Raw genomic sequence first — 17,663 nt, forward strand, 5'->3', positions numbered from 1 at the left:
TAACCATGCTTGAACATTTTATCACTTCTCAAGCATGGTTAATTTCAATCGTATTATTGCTGTTTTAAAAACGTAATTGCCTGATCTTTTTCTTCTGGCAGGAAGAATTTAATGTCTATTTTACGAAACAGATTATCTTCCACTTTTACGATTTTTTCTATCCATTTTTTCTCTGCAACAACAGCCACTTTTGCTACATGTGATATTCCCGCATGAAACAAATAGCGCACTTCTTCTAGCAATGCTGAAAATTCAATCCCATCAAAATTGTCAATCTGCTCAAAGATAACAACTTTACCGTGTAATTCTGTCTTCGCCTGAGCATCAAACAAAATACGTTTCATATCATCTTCAGTCACTTTGCCATCAATTGAAAAAGCCACGGCATTATCAATATCTAAGTTAATCATAGTTAACATTATAAGTTTCCTTAATCCATCAAGAAATGATGAAAATACTATGCGCTTTTTAAATGAAAACGACAGTAATTAAAGAGCATAATTAAGGGAAATGACATTTCAGAATGATCGTATATTCAAGAGAACGATAAACGTTAAATAGAATAGTAAATATTCAATCAATACCTGAAGGTATATATCTATATATAAATGCACTCACAACGACATATAAATATCAACATCATAAGTATAATCACTATTTATTATTTATATCCCCATCAGTAAATAACGACACAAACTGTCACACCATGCCGAGCTTAGTTACAGCATAATAATAGAAAACAAGATGCATAATATTGCTTTTAAGTCTTTAAAAAGGTTCTTCGTGAATACTTTAACAACCAAAACAATTTAGAGCTCTAATCACTTAACTTTCATTTATGTACATTAATAAACGAGATCTTGCTCAAATAAATTACGATTATTCAACTTTTATTCAGATAATTATCATCCTGATAGGTAATAATACCCACCAAATTATTTAGAGCTCAAAGGAATAGACTCTTAATATGGACATATCAACACCTTCGGTAATGACTTCCGATACAGGTGAAGACCAGATACAAAAGTGGACTTTTTCAACACCAACAGCTCATGATGGCGATGACGTTTTTACGTTGATCGCAAACAGTCCTCCTCTCGATACCAATTCATCTTATTGTAATTTTCTTCAAACAACTCACTTTAGTAATACGTGTGTTATAGCAAAAGATGATGGTGGTGAAATAGCAGGTTTTATCTCTGGTTACCCAAAACCTAATCAGCCAAATACTTTATTTATATGGCAAGTTGCCGTAGCTCCTCAATTTCGAGGAAAAGGGCTCGCTTTTACCATGTTAGATAACCTGTTAAGTCGAGACTCTCTAAATAATATTACCGCTATAGAAACAACCATTACGGAAGAGAATAATGCTTCGTGGGCGTTATTTAATAAACTTGATGCACGTAATGGTAACAATGGCGAAGTCAGTACATTTTTAGACAAGAATATACATTTTAAAGGCAAGCACGATACGGAATTGTTGTATCGCATCCCTTTAATTCAAATTAAACAGAAAGGATTATAACGGCCATATCATGGATATTTTTAAGAAGCAGGAATCTAAAGTTCGTTCTTACTCAAACAGTTTTCCCGTCGTTTTTACTAAAGCAAAAGGGAGTTGGCTTGAAACCGAACAAGGAGATCGTTACTTAGATTTTCTAGCCGGTGCTGGATCACTGAACTACGGCCATAATAACCCTACTTTAAAACAGGCTTTGCTCGACTATATCGAACAAGATGGGATCACTCATGGTTTAGATATGCACTCGACAGCAAAGGCTAATTTCCTTGAAGCATTAGAACGCAATATTTTAGCTCCTCGTCAACTTAATTACGTTACTCAATTTACCGGCCCAACGGGTACTAACGCTGTAGAAGCGGCACTAAAACTTGCGCGTAAAGTGAAAAAACGTAGCTCTATTGTGGCTTTCACCAATGGTTTTCATGGTTGTACAGCTGGAGCGCTAGCTGCAACAGGCAATCAACATCACCGTCAAGGTGCAGGGACAAGTTTAAACAATGTTACTCGTATTCCATTTGAAGGTTATGCGGACATTGATGGCCTTAAATTGTTTGAAACTATGCTAGCGGATAATTCAGCAGGTATGGACAAGCCAGCCGCTGTCTTGATTGAAACAGTACAGGGCGAAGGCGGCTTAAACGTTGCGTCTAACCAGTGGTTACAACGATTAGAAAAAGTCTGTAAACAAAATGATATTTTATTGATTGTTGATGATATTCAAGCAGGCTGTGGCCGTACTGGTACCTTCTTTAGCTTTGAGCCGTCAGGTATTAAACCAGATATGGTTACCCTCTCTAAATCAATTGGTGGTTACGGCTTACCAATGGCAATCGTGCTATTCAAACCAGAGCTCGATATTTGGAACCCAGGTGAGCATAACGGCACATTCCGTGGCAACAATCACGCATTCATTACAGCAACGAAAGCACTCGAAACCTATTGGGCTGATGACCAACTAGAAAAACACGTTGCAACATGCTCAAACATTATTGCTAACGTCATTGATAAATGCCTACACGACCATCCTGATATGTTTGTGCAAAGAAAGGGGCGAGGCATGATGATTGGTATTGAGTGTAATGATGGCGATCTGTCTAGCCAAATCACCAAAGCCTGTTTTGAAAATGGATTAGTGATTGAAACCGCGGGTCCTAATGATGAAGTCGTGAAGTTCTTTAGCCCACTCACCATTACAACGGCAGAGCTTGAGCAAGGCTTAGCAATTTTTGAAAATGCGGTTGAGCACGTTGTTGCTAAAAACTTTAGAAAAGCATCGTAATTTAAGGACGAAAAATGATTGTTAGAACATTAGATGAATGTCGAGACAGTGAACGCCGTGTAGCTTCTGAAACTTGGGAAAGTGTTCGTATGCTTCTTAAAGATGACAAGATGGGGTTTTCTTTTCACATCACGACAATCTTTGAGAACACTGAAACCCATATTCATTATCAAAATCACTTAGAGTCTGTTTACTGCATGAGTGGTGAAGGTGAAATTGAAGTTGTTGGGGGCGAAACTTACCCAATTAAACCAGGTACACTATACATTCTTGATAAACACGATGAGCATTATTTACGTGCTTATAAAGACAAAGAAATGGTGATGGCTTGTGTGTTTAATCCGCCAATCACAGGCAAAGAAACACATGATGAAAACGGTGTTTATCCACTCGTTGACTAAAACATTACGTGTATAGCCAGCGCACTTTCAGCGAAAAAAAAATCCCTGTATAGCAAAGCTGATACAGGGATTTTTCTTGCGTAATATTAGATAATATTAATCGAATTCAACCAGATTTTTTTGATATTGCTGATGTTGCTGTTGTACCGCTTCTGACGGACGACCCGTTGCTTTACTTACCACCACAACCGCAACAGTGGCAAAAATAAAGCCAGGAATGATCTCATATAAGTCAAACATTCCACCTGTTAGTTGCTTCCATACCACAACGGTGACCGCACCTGTCACGATACCTGCAATCGCACCATAACGGTTCATCCCACTCCAGTACAAACTTAATAGCAATACAGGGCCAAATGCCGCACCAAACCCCGCCCAAGCATAAGACACAAGACCTAAAACGGAGCTATCAGGGTTTAATGCTAAAACGAAGGCAACAATTGATAATGCAATAACCGCAATACGCCCAACCATAACAATTTCGTTGCTTGACGCTTGTGGACGAAATACTTGTTTATAGAAATCTTCAGCCAATGCCGATGAAGAGACTAACAACTGAGAGTCCGCAGTACTCATGATCGCCGCTAAGATTGCCGCTAGTAAAATACCGGCCATCACGGGATGGAAAATCGCATTCACTAGCAACATGAAGACTTTTTCACTATCCGCTAACTCACCACCAAGGTTGCCATCAACATAAACAATACCCGTTAAGCCGACTAACAACGCACCAATCATCGACAGAGCCGTCCACACCACGGCAATACGACGCGCCGTACCAATGTCTTTATTTGAACGTGTCGCTTTAAAACGCGCAAGGATATGAGGCTGACCAAAGTAACCAAGCCCCCAACCTAATAGTGACAAAATAACCATAAATGATAATGGCTGGCCTTTAATATCATGCCAGAGCGTTAATAATTCAGGGTTCTTGTTATGAAGCGTTTCTATTAGCTGAACGGGATCGGCATTCATCGCTGCGATCGGCACAATAAGCAATGCAGCTGACATCAATAGGCCTTGCACTAAATCAGTCCAAGATACCGCCAGGAACCCCCCAAATAAGGTATACGTTACAACACACAAAGTACCGATAAATAGCGCGAGCGTGTAATCTAAACCGAAGACGGTTTCAAATAGTTTTCCGCCTGCCACTAAACCAGCACTGGTATAGAAAAGGAAAAAGAGCAAAATAAAGAAGGCGGAAATCGTTTGGATAAGCTTTGAATTATCATCAAATCGACGTGATAAAAACTCAGGTAAAGTCAGTGAGTTGTCTGCTGTTATACTATAAGTGCGCAGGCGTTTAGCACAGATCAGCCAGTTCAACCACGTCCCCAGTAATAGGCCACCAGCTAGCCATAATGACTCAAAACCAGCGATATATGCATATCCCGGTAATCCTAATAATAACCAACCACTCATATCCGATGCTCCTGCAGATATCGCAGAAGGCCAAGGACCTAATGAACGCCCACCGAGAAAGTAATCACTGGAGCTCGATGTGCGTTTATAGGCGATATAACCAATCGCTAGCATCCCTAGTAGATACGCTACAAAGGTCGCTGTAATCGCGAAGTTATTTTCAATCATAAGTTGTACTTCCTGTTAAGTGGCCTTTGTTCATGGCAAAGGCCTATTATCATATTAAGCAAGGTCTGGTCAGTCGGTTTCTCCACAACCAAGCTCTAATAACGTTGCATTACCGCCGACGGCTGTAATATTGATGGTTCTGGTACGTTCAGTGATAAAGCGTAAACAGTAACTTGGGCTACCAATGACAGGTAGATGATCAAAATCGGTTTCTGCCACTAATTGCGCTAACTGTCCGCTTCTCGCCGCTAATTGACGCGCTAAGCTCAACGCACGTTCAGCAGTACCGCTATAAGCAACTGCTGCAACCTCTTCACTTTGAATTAACGATTCAAGCTCAATGTCCTCAATAACACTAAGTACATTGGCGACACATCCTGCCGGCTCTAGCTGACTGAGAATGGCACCAGTATTTAAAGGGTGATCAGGCGATAAACACAACATAACGCTGTTACCACACACCAATGCAGTGGCGATTTGAGCAATCACCACATGGTTAGCGACGTCATCGCTTGCAGTGACAACAAATACGCCGCGTCCAACACAATAAAGCGTGTTACTTTCACCTGTTGGCCCTGGCATTACTTGCATTTCAGCCACCATTTCCAGTGCATTGTTACACTGAAAATTCACCATCATCGCAGATTGATTATCTAGCGATTTTGCCCAGCGGCGTAGAATAGCGATTCGCGTTTCAAAGTCCAGATCATTCCATACCGAAAACGCAAAAATGCTACTTTGTAGTGATTTTTGTAATTGCGGAGATAACGCCATTAACTGTGAATTATTTTTCATCGTTTACTCCTTCCATCTCGCATTGATGAGTAACATTGATTGGCGCAATCGTTGACTGCATAAAACGATACAAATAATGAGGCCCGCCCGCTTTTGGTCCTGTTCCTGATAACCCTCGACCACCAAAAGGCTGGACGCCAACAACGGCGCCTACTTGATCGCGATTGATATAACAATTACCGACTTTGGCGCGTGACGCTATTTCACTATAGGTACGCTCATTTCGACTATGTATTCCCATTGTTAAACCAAATCCTGTTTGATTAATTTGATTAACGACTTGATCAATCTCGCTCGCCTTAAAACGCACAATATGCAGAATTGGGCCAAAGTGCTCTTGCTCTAATAGGTTAATATGTTTAATTTCAATGGCCGTCGGCGGAACAAAATCGCCATTCGCACAGCTTTCTGACAGCGGCGTTTGGCAAATCAATCGTGCTTGGTTTTTTAACGATTCAATATGAGTAAGCAGCTTTTGCTTTGCCGCACGATCAATGACAGGCCCCACATCGGTAGCATGTAATTGCGGATCCCCAACCTTAAGTTCAGCCATCGCCCCTTTGATTAACGTGATCACACGTTCGGCAATATCTTGCTGAATAAAGAGGACGCGTAATGCTGAGCAACGTTGACCGGCAGAGGCAAACGCGGAACGTAATACATCACGTACGACTTGTTCCGGTAGTGCTGTACTATCAACGATCATTGCATTTTGACCGCCCGTTTCGGCAATGAATGGGACTGGCGCACAGTCACGTGCCATTAAGGTACGATTAATTAATTGCGCTGTGGGTGTGGAACCTGTAAAGGCGATACCAGCAACACGCTCATCTGACGTCAACTGATGGCCTATCTCACGCCCCAATCCCGTTACGACTTGAATAACACCTTGTGGAATGCCAGTAAGCAGAAGTAATTCAATAGCACGGCAAGCAATTAATGAGGTTTGCTCTGCAGGTTTCGCCACGACGGTATTACCTGCAACTAAAGCGGCACACACTTGACCTAAGAAAATGGCCAACGGGAAATTCCAAGGGCTAATACAAACAAAGACACCACGCCCATGATAGGTCATCTCTTGATCGACACCATCAAAGCTAGTGATGCGTTTAGGCTTAGCAAAATTAGTTTGTGCCTGCTCTGCGTAATAACGACAAAAATCTACCGCTTCACGAATTTCATCAATGGCATCGTGGATGGTTTTACCTGCTTCACGGTGACACAACGCCACTAATTCTGCTTGATGTAATTCAAGTTTATCGGCCAATAGCAATAAGTAATTTGCACGCTCACTTGCTGAACGTTGTGACCAATCAGCATAAGCGTCATGGGCAGATGCCATTGCGGTATCCACTTGTGATGGTGTGGCATAGATCAGCTCACCCACCACTTCCTCACGATCATAAGGTGCCGTCACGCAAACTCGCTCGGCAGCTAAAATAGCCTTTGGTTTTCCATTTAAAATAGGCGAGGCTTTCCACTTCACCTTATCAAAGGCACGTACTGCCTGATGAAATGGCTGCCACTGTGATTCAATATCAATATTGATACTTGATGAGTTTTTACGTTCAGAACCAAAAATATCTTTCGGTAATGGGATCAAGCTATTGTGCAATGTCTTACGTTGCTTAAGCACATCAACAGGGTGTTGTGTGAGATCGGCAATTGGACAATTAGCATCAACCAAGCGATGAACAAACGAACTATTGGCACCATTTTCTAATAAACGACGAACAAGGTATGGCAGTAAGTCTTTATGGCTTCCCACTGGTGCATAAATACGTACCTGTGTTTTATGCATATCCATCACATGGTTATATAGCGCATCTCCCATGCCATGCAGGCGTTGGAATTCAAAGTAAGAATGCTTCGCCATCGCGACAATAGCACTGATCGTGTGAGCATTATGAGTCGCAAATTGTGGGTAGATCAGCCCTTTTAAAGGCTCAGATAGTAGAAATCTCGCACAGGCTAAATAAGAGCTGTCTGTCGCTTCTTTACGAGTAAAAACTGGGTAGCCATTGAAGCCTGCTTGCTGACAAAGTTTCAGTTCACTATCCCAATAGGCGCCTTTTACTAATCGAAGTGGAATCACATCACCTTGTTGTTTAGAAAGGGCAGCAAGCCACGCTAATACAGGTAGAGCACGTTTCGAATACGCTTGTACAACTAAACCGAAACGCCCCCAACCTTTTACTTCTTTTGCGCGATACAGTTTTTCAAATAGCTTTAATGATAATTCTAATCTGTCTGCTTCTTCAGCATCAATCGTGATCCCAACGTTATGCTCGCGGGCAAAAATTAATAGCTCAAGTACGGAATGGTACATTTCCTCTAACACACGCGCTTCATTGGCGACTTCGTAACGAGGATGCAAAGCAGATAACTTAATGGATACGGTAGGATCTGATGATTGACCAGCCGATTGAGCTGAAATGGCACTATTGACCTTGCCTACCGCTTTAATCGCCGTTAGGTAGTCTTGGTAATATTTTTCGGCATCTTGAGCGGTGAGTGCCGCTTCACCTAGCATGTCGAATGAATAAGTAAACCCTTGCTCTCGTTTAGGTTTGCCGTTTTTCATCGCCTCAGAAATATCTCGCCCTAGAACAAATTGATGCCCCATGATTTTCATCGCTTGGTGCATAGCTTGTCTGATCATTGGCTCTGACATTTTATTAACCAAGCGGTTAATTACATTCGTAGGTGTACCGTCTTGTTTTGCATCTAACGTTACTACTTTCCCTGTTAGCATGAGCCCCCATGTTGAGGCATTCACAAATAATGAATCAGAGTTTTTAAGGTGAGATTTCCAATCAGCAACACTTAATTTATCGCGAATTAGGGCATCAGCAGTAGCCGGATCAGGAATACGCATCAGTGCTTCAGCTAAGCACATTAATAAGATCCCTTCTTTGGTCTCTAGGCTATATTCCAATAGCAGTGCGTCAATCATTTGCACCGCATTTTTATCGGCACGGACACGAGCAATAAGCTCACTGGCTTGCGCTGCACTATACGTACGTTCTTCATCGGTAGGTTCTGCTAAGGGTAGCAACTGTGTTAACCACTCAGACTCATCAACAGCATACAGTGGTGAAATTAATGCCCATAATTGAGCTAACGGCTTCTCTATAAAGGAAGAATGGAGTACATCAACGGCTTTAAACATCAGGTTTCCTCTATGGCATCTCAGTGAGATGATAATAAACAACACTGTCATGTTATTAATCTGTTATTGCCTGTAGATAGTATGGATAAAATTTTATCTCGTCTTATGAATTCCTACGGGATGTTTTATTTTTTCTCCAACAATGAATAATACGAGATCTCACACATAAAAAAGCGCTATATAGTTAACCCATATAGCGCGATATTACTGCTAAGTGCTACTTATAACTTATTGAATAAAGAACTGATATCGTATGGGAGATGTCCCGTATAGACGGCGAAAAGCTTGACTAAAGCTGCTTTGACTTGAGAATCCGCATAATTGTGCAACTTCCGATAACGGTTTTTGAGTTTCTGCAATCAATTGCTTTGCTAACTCTAATCGTTTTCGCAATACATATTGATGTGGCGTTATCCCCATTTGCTTTCTAAATAAGACATAAAATTGGCTTTGTGCTAAAAAAGCAATGCTGGATAGATCAGCCACTGAGATCTTCTTCTGAATATTCTGCTGGATATAACTATCAATAAGCGCCATATTTAGACGTGTTACTTTTTTTTCATCAAAGCTCATTAAGCTACGATTAATTAAGCACTGTAAGGTGTTACTGATCGATTGTGATAACACACTATCCTGAGCATGTTCTTTTAATTCAATCGCTAACAATGAAATAAGCTGATGAGTACGTGCATCTAAGCTGAAATTGCCATTACTGAACTGTTCCACATCAGTCATTGATATCAATGGTGGTAAATTCATCACTAAAACTTGGTTGTTAGGTCCGCCACAAAAACCATGGTTAACATTGGCATTAATTCGGCATCCCATACCAGAAGAAAGACAAAGTGAACTATCTTCTATCGACAGTTCACTTTGCCCCATTAATCCTATAATAATCTGAGGATAATCATGATGATGGTATGTTTTTGATTCGTCTAACGTTTCGACATGGAATGTCGGCATTTTTTTTTCCATACACCACCTCCTTTTTTTGTACACCACAAAGTATGTGGTACTTATATACTGCGCCAACTGCTTTAAAATAAAACAAATAAGCGCATTAAAATAATGCGCTTATATTTAATAGCAGAATTTAATCACTACCATTCATTTAAAATTTCAACGTTCACTTTCACGTCTTTTTTTAACATCGCAAGGTTAGTATTGGCTAGTAAATCACGAGGGTAATGCAATGTAATAACACTGTTTGACATATCAGTGATCGGCGAAGAAACGCCATCGATACCAATGTCGTCTTGTACCATTAAGTTTTCAGATAACGATTTAGGAATATCAATAAATACTGAAAAACCCGCTTCATCCTCTTCTACCCCAGTCACTAATGCCGTGCTTTTAATGTTCCCTGTTAATCCGCCACGACCAACCACTTCACCAAATTTAGGGTGGATCTCAAGATTTACCTGATCACCTTCCTTTAAACTCTCAAATGTTGTCGTACCCAATGCTTGGTCAATATCAAAGTACACCGTATCGTTTAAAATACGCACGACAGTCAAGGAGCAACCATTTACTAACATTACAGTATCTATGTCAACAAGCTCAAGCATACCCTCAGGGAATACAATACCATGTCGTTGACTATCTTCACTTTTTGATATGGATTTAATAACACCACGACCTTGAACAATACCTCTAAACATCAATGTCTCCTTTTCTAGACTCTTATATTTTTTCTTAATGTATGCCAATAGATTCATCAAGAGTTTAGTAATTTGAGATTAAAATACAAATAAAGCACAAGATTTTTTTTAATATCATCACAAAAATTTAAATATAGAAATATAATTCACACACTTGTATTAATTATAAATCACCAATAACATTAAAATGGGAAATATCAATATCACCCATTTATCACACCGCTTTTTTTACACATTTAAATATCAGAGCATGATAACCCCCTCAACCCCACAACATGCACACTAAGCAAAAATAAACCCCAACAAAACATATAGTTAATAAAAAACAAAGCAATAAAAAGCAGTGATTATTGGCAAAATATTGCTTTTTTATTTACTTGTAGCAATATTTATCCCCACAAATACAAACCTATCAACAAACAAAAAATGAAATACATTTTAATTCGATAAATATCGGAGTAAAAATAAAAAAAAACAAAAAAAAATAAAATTTCAACGATAAAAAAACACAAATAAACATACCTAAACTCACTCCGTAAAAATATTAAAAACCAAGAAATGAGCAATTATTGACCAAAAAAAAGACGGAAAAAATGTCGAAAAAGCTAGACATAATAGATGTGGATATGAAGAGTTAAAAATAATTGTTTTTATAGTGTGATCAAAATCTCGAATATTTATAAACAAATAAAAATCAACTTACATGGTAATAATTATTCATCTAGCCTTATTTTTGTTCCTAAGGGGCATTAACGCATCCCTAAAAGGAATAGAATTTAACAGCATGTTAACGGAGATTGCATGATTAAGAAGATCCCATTGATTATTGGAGGCGAAGTTCGAGACACGTCAGAACATGAAGTCCGCGAACTTACGCTTAACAATAACACCGTCAATGTACCTATCATTACAGACATTGATGCTGAGGCGATCACCTCACTAAAAATAGAAAATAACTTAAATATCAACAAGATAGTTAACTTCTTGTATACTGTAGGGCAAAAATGGAAGAGTGAAAACTATAGCCGTCGCCTTACTTATATTCGCGATCTAGTCAAATTCATGGGCTACTCTCCTGAGATGGCAAAACTAGAAGCGAACTGGATTTCGATGATCCTATGTAGCAAAAGTGCGCTGTATGACATTGTTGAAAATGATCTCAGTTCTCGCCATATCGTTGATGAATGGCTCCCCCAAGGTGATTGCTATGTCAAGGCGCTGCCAAAAGGCAAGTCTATCCATTTATTAGCGGGTAACGTTCCGCTGTCTGGTGTGACATCTATCCTGCGCGCTATTCTAACTAAAAACGAATGCATCATTAAAACATCGTCTGCTGATCCATTTACCGCAACCGCACTGGCTTCAAGTTTTATTGATACCGATGCCGACCACCCAATAACTCGATCTATGTCAGTCATGTATTGGTCACATAGTGAAGATATCACTATTCCACAAAAAATCATGAGCTGTGCAGATGTGGTTGTGGCTTGGGGGGGTAACGATGCAATCAAATGGGCAACAAAACATACCCCAGCACACGTTGATATTCTTAAATTTGGTCCAAAGAAAAGTATTTCGATTGTTGATAACCCAACAGATATTAAAGCAGCTGCCATTGGTGTTGCTCACGACATCTGTTTTTATGATCAACAAGCTTGTTTCTCTACCCAAGATATCTATTACATGGGTGACAATATCGATACTTTTTTTGCAGAGCTAACTCAGCAATTAAACATCTATAAAGACATACTGCCCAAAGGCGATCAATCTTTCGATGAAAAGGGCGCATTTTCTTTAACAGAAAGAGAATGTTTATTTGCCAAATATAAAGTGCAAAAAGGTGACGAGCAGTCTTGGTTATTAACGCAATCTCCAGCGGGTTCATTCGGTAATCAACCATTATCTCGTTCTGCGTATATTCATCACGTGAAAGATATTTCGGAAATTACTCCCTATCTTCAAAATAATGTAACCCAAACAGTTTCAATTACACCATGGGAAGCATCATTTAAATATAGAGATACATTAGCGGCACACGGTGCGGAACGTATTATTGAATCAGGTATGAATAATATATTTCGAGTGGGTGGCGCACATGACGGTATGCGTCCACTTCAGCGTCTTGTTAAATATATTTCACATGAAAGACCATCGACTTATACCACTAAAGATGTCGCAGTCAAAATAGAACAAACGCGTTACCTAGAAGAAGATAAATTCCTCGTTTTTGTACCATAAAAGAGAAATATTATGAACAATACTCAAACCTCAGCACCTATTGATCACGTTATTAACCTAGGTGATAATCGTCACATCCGCGTATGGGAAACTCTGCCTAAAAATCAAGAGGTTAAGCGCAATAATACGATTGTTATTGCAGCTGGTTTTGCCCGTCGAATGGACCATTTCGCTGGCCTTGCTGAATATTTAGCAAATAATGGTTTTCATGTTATTCGTTATGATTCATTAAATCATGTTGGCTTAAGTAGTGGTGAAATTAATCAGTTTTCTATGTCTGTTGGCAAACAAAGTTTATTAACAGTCATTGATTGGCTAAATGATCGTGGTATTAATGAAATTGGACTAATTGCTTCAAGTCTTTCTGCTCGTATTGCCTATGATGTTGCTACTGAGATTAAATTATCATTCCTCATTACGGCTGTTGGTGTTGTTAATTTAAGAAGCACACTTGAGAAAGCACTTGATTATGATTATCTACAAATGGAAATTAATGATATCCCTGAAGATTTAAATTTCGAAGGTTATAACTTAGGCTCAAAAGTCTTTGTGACTGACTGTTTTGATAATAGTTGGGATACTTTAGATTCAACAGTAAATAAAACTAAAGATCTAGATATTCCTTTTATTGCCTTTGTTTCAAATGGCGATAATTGGGTCTGCAAAGAAGAAGTGAAACACTTAATCGGAAATATCAACTCAGATAAAACCAAAATTTACTCATTAATTGGTTCATCACATGATTTAGGTGAGAACCTGATCGTCCTGCGTAATTTCTACCAATCGGTAACCAAAGCCGCAATAGGCTTAGACAGTGAAGTACTCGATTTAGCGGACGATATTAGTGAACCAAACTTTGAAGATCTCACCATTATTACAGTTAATGAACGTCGTTTAAAAAATAAAATTGAAAACGAAATGTTCGCTAGCGCTTAAACCAATACATATTTTATTCATTAAAAGGAAAATATAATGAAATTTGGCAATATTTGTTTCTCATACCAGCCACCAGGTGAATCTCATAAAGAAGTCATGGATCGCTTTGTTCGACTTGGCGTTGCTTCAGAAGAATTAAACTTCGATACCTTCTGGACGCTTGAACACCATTTCACTGAATTTGGCCTAACCGGTAACCTATATGTTGCTTGTGCCAATATTCTTGGTCGTACCAAAAAACTCAACGTTGGCACAATGGGTATCGTACTTCCAACAGCTCACCCTGCCCGTCAAATGGAAGATCTAATGCTACTGGATCAAATGTCAAAAGGTCGTTTTAACTTTGGCGTAGTCCGTGGTTTATACCATAAAGATTTCCGGGTATTCGGTGTTACGATGGAAGATTCCCGTTCGATCACTGAAGATTTCCATAAAATGATCATGGACGGCTCAAAATCAGGTGTTTTACACACTGATGGTAAAAATATTGAATTCCAAGATGTAAATGTCTATCCAGAAGCCTACTCAGACAAAATCCCTACTTGTATGACAGCCGAATCTGCCGCGACAACAACTTGGTTAGCAGAACGTGGTTTGCCTATGGTGCTAAGTTGGATCATCACGACCAGCGAGAAAAAAGCACAGATGGAACTGTACAATGAAATTGCAACTGAACATGGTCACGATATTAAGAATATCGACCACAGTATGACCTTCATCTGTTCTGTTAATGACGATCAAGAAAAAGCAGAAAGTGCATGTCGTGACTTCTTATCAAACTGGTATGACTCTTACACAAATGCGACAAATATCTTTAAAGACAGTAACCAAACTCGTGGCTATGACTACCACAAAGGTCAATGGCGTGACTTTGTATTACAAGGCCATACCGATAGCCGCCGTCGTCTTGATTACAGTAATAACCTTAACCCTGTTGGCACACCTGAAAAATGTATTGAAATCATGCAACGCGATATTGATGCAACAGGGATCAAAAATATTACCCTTGGTTTTGAAGCAAACGGTTCAGAGCAAGAAATCATTGCTTCTATGGAACGCTTTATGACACAAGTGGCACCATACCTAAAAGATCCGAAATAAACCACTAGATTTAACATCTTGAATTAAATGATAAATAAGGAAAATAACATGAATTTTGGATTATTCTTTCTAAACTTTCAGCTTAAAGGTATGACATCTGAAGACGTACTCGACAACATGATCAACACTGTTGCATTGGTCGATAAAGACGAGTACCACTTCAATACCGCTTTCATTAACGAACACCATTTTTCTAAAAACGGTATCGTAGGTGCTCCTATAACAGCTGCAAGTTTTTTACTCGGTTTAACCGAACGTCTTCATATTGGTTCATTGAATCAAGTTATCACAACTCACCATCCGGTACGTATTGCAGAAGAAACAAGCTTGCTTGATCAAATGTCTGATGGACGTTTTATTCTAGGATTAAGTGATTGTGTTAATGATTTCGAGATGGACTTCTTTAAGCGCCAACGCGATAGTCAACAACAGCAATTTGAAGCTTGTTATGACATTTTAAATGATGGTATTACTACTAACTACTGTCATGCTAATAATGACTTTTATAACTTCCCAAAAATCTCTATCAACCCACACTGTATTAGTAAAGAAAACCTAAAACAGTATATCTTAGCTACAAGTATGGGCGTGGTTGAGTGGGCAGCGATCAAAGGCCTGCCGCTGACTTACCGCTGGAGTGACACCCTAGCTGAAAAAGAAAATTACTATCAACATTATTTAGCTGTCGCGGCTGAAAATAATGTCGATATTACTAATATTGATCACCAATTCCCATTACTTGTTAATCTAAATACAGATAGCGATATTGCTAAACAAGAAATGCGTGACTATATCCGCGATTATATTGCAGAAGCTTACCCAAATGCAGATCAAGAAGAAAAAATTGAAGAGCTAATTAAGCAACACGCGGTAGGTACAGAAGATGAATATTATGACTCCACTAAATATGCTTTAGAAATAACAGGTTCAAAGAATGTATTGTTATCTTTTGAATCTATGAAAAATAAAGCAGCTGTCATCGACCTTATTAATATGGTTAATAACAAAATCAAGAAAAATCTATAATAATAAGTCTCAGGATAATAAAATGACAAAATGGAATTATGGCGTCTTCTTCCTTAATTTTTATCATGTAGGACAGCAAGATCCATCATTAACCATGAATAATGCGTTAGAAACATTACGTATTATTCATGAAGATACATCCATCTATGATGTTGTTGCATTTAGCGAATACCACATAGATAAAAGTTATCATGATGAAACGAAACTAGCTCCACTTGTTAGTATTGGTAATAACGTTCATATTTTAGCCACCAGCAACGAAACCGTTGAAAAAGCAGCTAAATATGGGGTGCCACTTCTGTTTAAGTGGGATGATAACCAAAAAAAGCGCATTGATTTATTAAAACATTACGAGACAACCGCGGCTAAGTTTAATATCAATATCACCGATATTCGTCATCGATTAATGTTATTTATCAATGTGAATGAGAACCCAACGCAAGCCAAAGCTGAGCTAAGCATTTACTTAGAAAATTACCTCTGTTACACCCAAGCAGAGGCATCGATTGATGAAATCATCAATAGTAATGCGGCAGGAAATTACGATACGTGCTTATCTCACGTTGTTGATATTGCTCAAGGTTTAGATAATAAAGTCGATTTCTTATTTTGTTTTGAATCAATGAAAGTTCAAGAGGATAAAAAATCATTAATGATTAATTTTGATAAACAAGTTATCAATTATCGAAAAGATTACAATCTTAACTAATTAAGTTAATTTAAATTAAGACTTCGCCAATCATTGTCATTATAAATGGCAGTGTGATTTATTACACTGCCATTATTTTTTTTATTAAGGTTTAATATGACTACATTATTAAATGTTGATACTAACGATATTATTGTTAGTTCAGAACTTGATGATATTATTTTCTCATCATCACCACTTAACTTAACCTATGATGAACAAGAAAAATTAAAGCAGAAATTTATAATGGAATCATTCCACTACCATTATAAAAATAATGAAGATTACCGTTATTATTGTAATGCCCAAGGTGTAGACGAAAAAATTACATCAATCGATGATATTCCGGTATTCCCTACTTCGATGTTCAAATACGCTAAGCTACATACTGCCGATGAAGCTAATATTGAAAATTGGTTCACCAGTAGCGGCACAAGTGGAATAAAAAGCCATATTGCCCGTGATCGCCAAAGCATCGAACGCCTGCTTGGCTCTGTAAATTACGGCATGAAGTATCTAGGTGAGTTCCATGAACACCAACTAGAGCTAGTTAATATGGGACCTGATCGCTTCAGCGCCAAAAATGTTTGGTTCAAATATGTCATGAGCCTAGTTGAATTGTTATACCCAACGACGTTTACAGTAGACGAAGATGAAATTGATTTTGAACAAACCATCACGTCGTTAAAGGCTATTCAACGTAAAGGAAAAGGCATTTGTTTAATTGGCCCTCCATACTTTATTTATTTATTAGCGCTTTATATGAAAGAGCACAACATTGAATTTAATGCTGGCGCTCACATGTTCATCATCACTGGTGGCGGCTGGAAAACAAAACAAAAAGAAGCACTTAATCGTCAAGATTTTAATCAGTTATTAATGGAAACTTTCAACCTTTTCCACGAAAGCCAAATTCGTGACACCTTTAACCAAGTAGAACTAAATACTTGCTTCTTTGAAGATAACCGCCAACGCAAACATGTTCCACCATGGGTATATGCTCGTGCACTTGATCCTGTCACTATGACGCCTGTTGAAGATGGTCAGGAAGGCTTAATGAGCTACATGGATGCATCATCGACGAGTTACCCAACCTTTATTGTTACAGACGATATTGGCATTGTGCACAACATCAAAGAGCCCGATCCACACCAAGGAACAACCGTGGAAATTGTTCGCCGTTTAAATACCCGTGAACAAAAAGGCTGTTCATTATCGATGGCGACCAGCTTGAAATAAGTAGCAGGACTG

The 17,663-nt window shown here is 38.7% G+C and carries 15 protein-coding genes; 9 read left to right on the plus strand and 6 right to left on the minus strand.

Annotated elements, in window-relative coordinates:
• Positions 1-53 precede the first annotated feature (53 nt).
• Positions 54-419, minus strand: coding sequence for an STAS/SEC14 domain-containing protein (locus C9J46_RS05990; RefSeq protein WP_107288060.1), 366 nt, complete (start codon positions 417-419; stop codon positions 54-56).
• A gap of 548 nt (positions 420-967) precedes the next feature.
• On the opposite strand from C9J46_RS05990, the gene ectA reads away from it, so the two are divergent.
• From ectA to C9J46_RS06005, 3 genes are read left to right on the plus strand one after another with little or no spacing between them, the layout of a single operon-like run.
• Positions 968-1,525: a diaminobutyrate acetyltransferase gene (gene ectA / locus C9J46_RS05995; RefSeq protein WP_107207404.1), complete on the plus strand. Its 558-nt coding sequence runs from the start codon at positions 968-970 to the stop codon at positions 1,523-1,525.
• 10 nt (positions 1,526-1,535) lie between these two features.
• Complete coding sequence (gene ectB / locus C9J46_RS06000) at positions 1,536-2,801, plus strand: diaminobutyrate--2-oxoglutarate transaminase (protein WP_107246547.1); 1,266 nt, start codon at positions 1,536-1,538, stop codon at positions 2,799-2,801.
• Between the two features lie 14 nt (positions 2,802-2,815).
• Positions 2,816-3,202: an ectoine synthase gene (locus tag C9J46_RS06005; protein ID WP_005366605.1), complete on the plus strand. Its 387-nt coding sequence runs from the start codon at positions 2,816-2,818 to the stop codon at positions 3,200-3,202.
• Positions 3,203-3,298: 96 nt separating this feature from the next.
• Here the strand turns inward: C9J46_RS06005 and putP are convergent, their stop codons facing one another.
• The 5 genes from putP to C9J46_RS06030 form a co-directional block, all read right to left on the minus strand.
• Positions 3,299-4,795: a sodium/proline symporter PutP gene (gene putP / locus C9J46_RS06010; RefSeq protein WP_107207406.1), complete on the minus strand. Its 1,497-nt coding sequence runs from the start codon at positions 4,793-4,795 to the stop codon at positions 3,299-3,301.
• Between the two features lie 69 nt (positions 4,796-4,864).
• On the minus strand, positions 4,865-5,590 hold the full coding sequence (locus C9J46_RS06015; protein WP_107207407.1) for an aldehyde dehydrogenase family protein: 726 nt from the start codon (positions 5,588-5,590) through the stop codon (positions 4,865-4,867).
• Entirely contained in the window at positions 5,580-8,762 is a 3,183-nt protein-coding gene (gene putA, locus C9J46_RS06020; RefSeq protein WP_107290667.1) for a bifunctional proline dehydrogenase/L-glutamate gamma-semialdehyde dehydrogenase PutA, read from the minus strand. Before putA ends, C9J46_RS06015 begins: the two co-directional genes overlap by 11 nt.
• A gap of 228 nt (positions 8,763-8,990) precedes the next feature.
• On the minus strand, positions 8,991-9,737 hold the full coding sequence (locus C9J46_RS06025) for an AraC family transcriptional regulator (RefSeq protein ID WP_107207409.1): 747 nt from the start codon (positions 9,735-9,737) through the stop codon (positions 8,991-8,993).
• A 125-nt stretch (positions 9,738-9,862) separates the two neighbouring features.
• The gene (locus C9J46_RS06030) at positions 9,863-10,423 is read right to left on the minus strand and encodes a hypothetical protein (protein WP_158259298.1); all 561 of its coding nucleotides are present in this window, start codon (positions 10,421-10,423) and stop codon (positions 9,863-9,865) included.
• Positions 10,424-11,224: 801 nt separating this feature from the next.
• Here C9J46_RS06030 and C9J46_RS06035 point away from each other — a divergent pair.
• The 6 genes from C9J46_RS06035 to C9J46_RS06060 all read left to right on the plus strand — a co-directional run bounded on the left by C9J46_RS06035 (position 11,225) and on the right by C9J46_RS06060 (position 17,651).
• Positions 11,225-12,661, plus strand: coding sequence for an aldehyde dehydrogenase family protein (locus C9J46_RS06035; protein ID WP_107207411.1), 1,437 nt, complete (start codon positions 11,225-11,227; stop codon positions 12,659-12,661).
• Positions 12,662-12,673: 12 nt separating this feature from the next.
• Positions 12,674-13,597, plus strand: a complete 924-nt coding sequence (locus C9J46_RS06040) for an acyl transferase (RefSeq protein WP_107207412.1) — start codon at positions 12,674-12,676, stop codon at positions 13,595-13,597.
• Between the two features lie 36 nt (positions 13,598-13,633).
• On the plus strand, positions 13,634-14,698 hold the full coding sequence (locus C9J46_RS06045; RefSeq protein ID WP_107207413.1) for an alkanal monooxygenase: 1,065 nt from the start codon (positions 13,634-13,636) through the stop codon (positions 14,696-14,698).
• A 48-nt stretch (positions 14,699-14,746) separates the two neighbouring features.
• Positions 14,747-15,724, plus strand: coding sequence for an alkanal monooxygenase (locus C9J46_RS06050; protein WP_107246550.1), 978 nt, complete (start codon positions 14,747-14,749; stop codon positions 15,722-15,724).
• A gap of 22 nt (positions 15,725-15,746) precedes the next feature.
• Positions 15,747-16,433 (plus strand): LLM class flavin-dependent oxidoreductase, encoded by a 687-nt coding sequence (locus C9J46_RS06055; protein ID WP_107207415.1) that lies wholly within the window; start codon positions 15,747-15,749, stop codon positions 16,431-16,433.
• 96 nt (positions 16,434-16,529) lie between these two features.
• A complete protein-coding gene (locus tag C9J46_RS06060) occupies positions 16,530-17,651 on the plus strand; it encodes a long-chain fatty acid--CoA ligase (protein ID WP_107207416.1) in 1,122 nt (373 codons plus the stop codon).
• Positions 17,652-17,663: the final 12 nt, after the last annotated feature.

The sequence above is a fragment of the Photobacterium sp. GB-36 genome (assembly GCF_003026135.1).
Taxonomy (GTDB): domain Bacteria; phylum Pseudomonadota; class Gammaproteobacteria; order Enterobacterales; family Vibrionaceae; genus Photobacterium.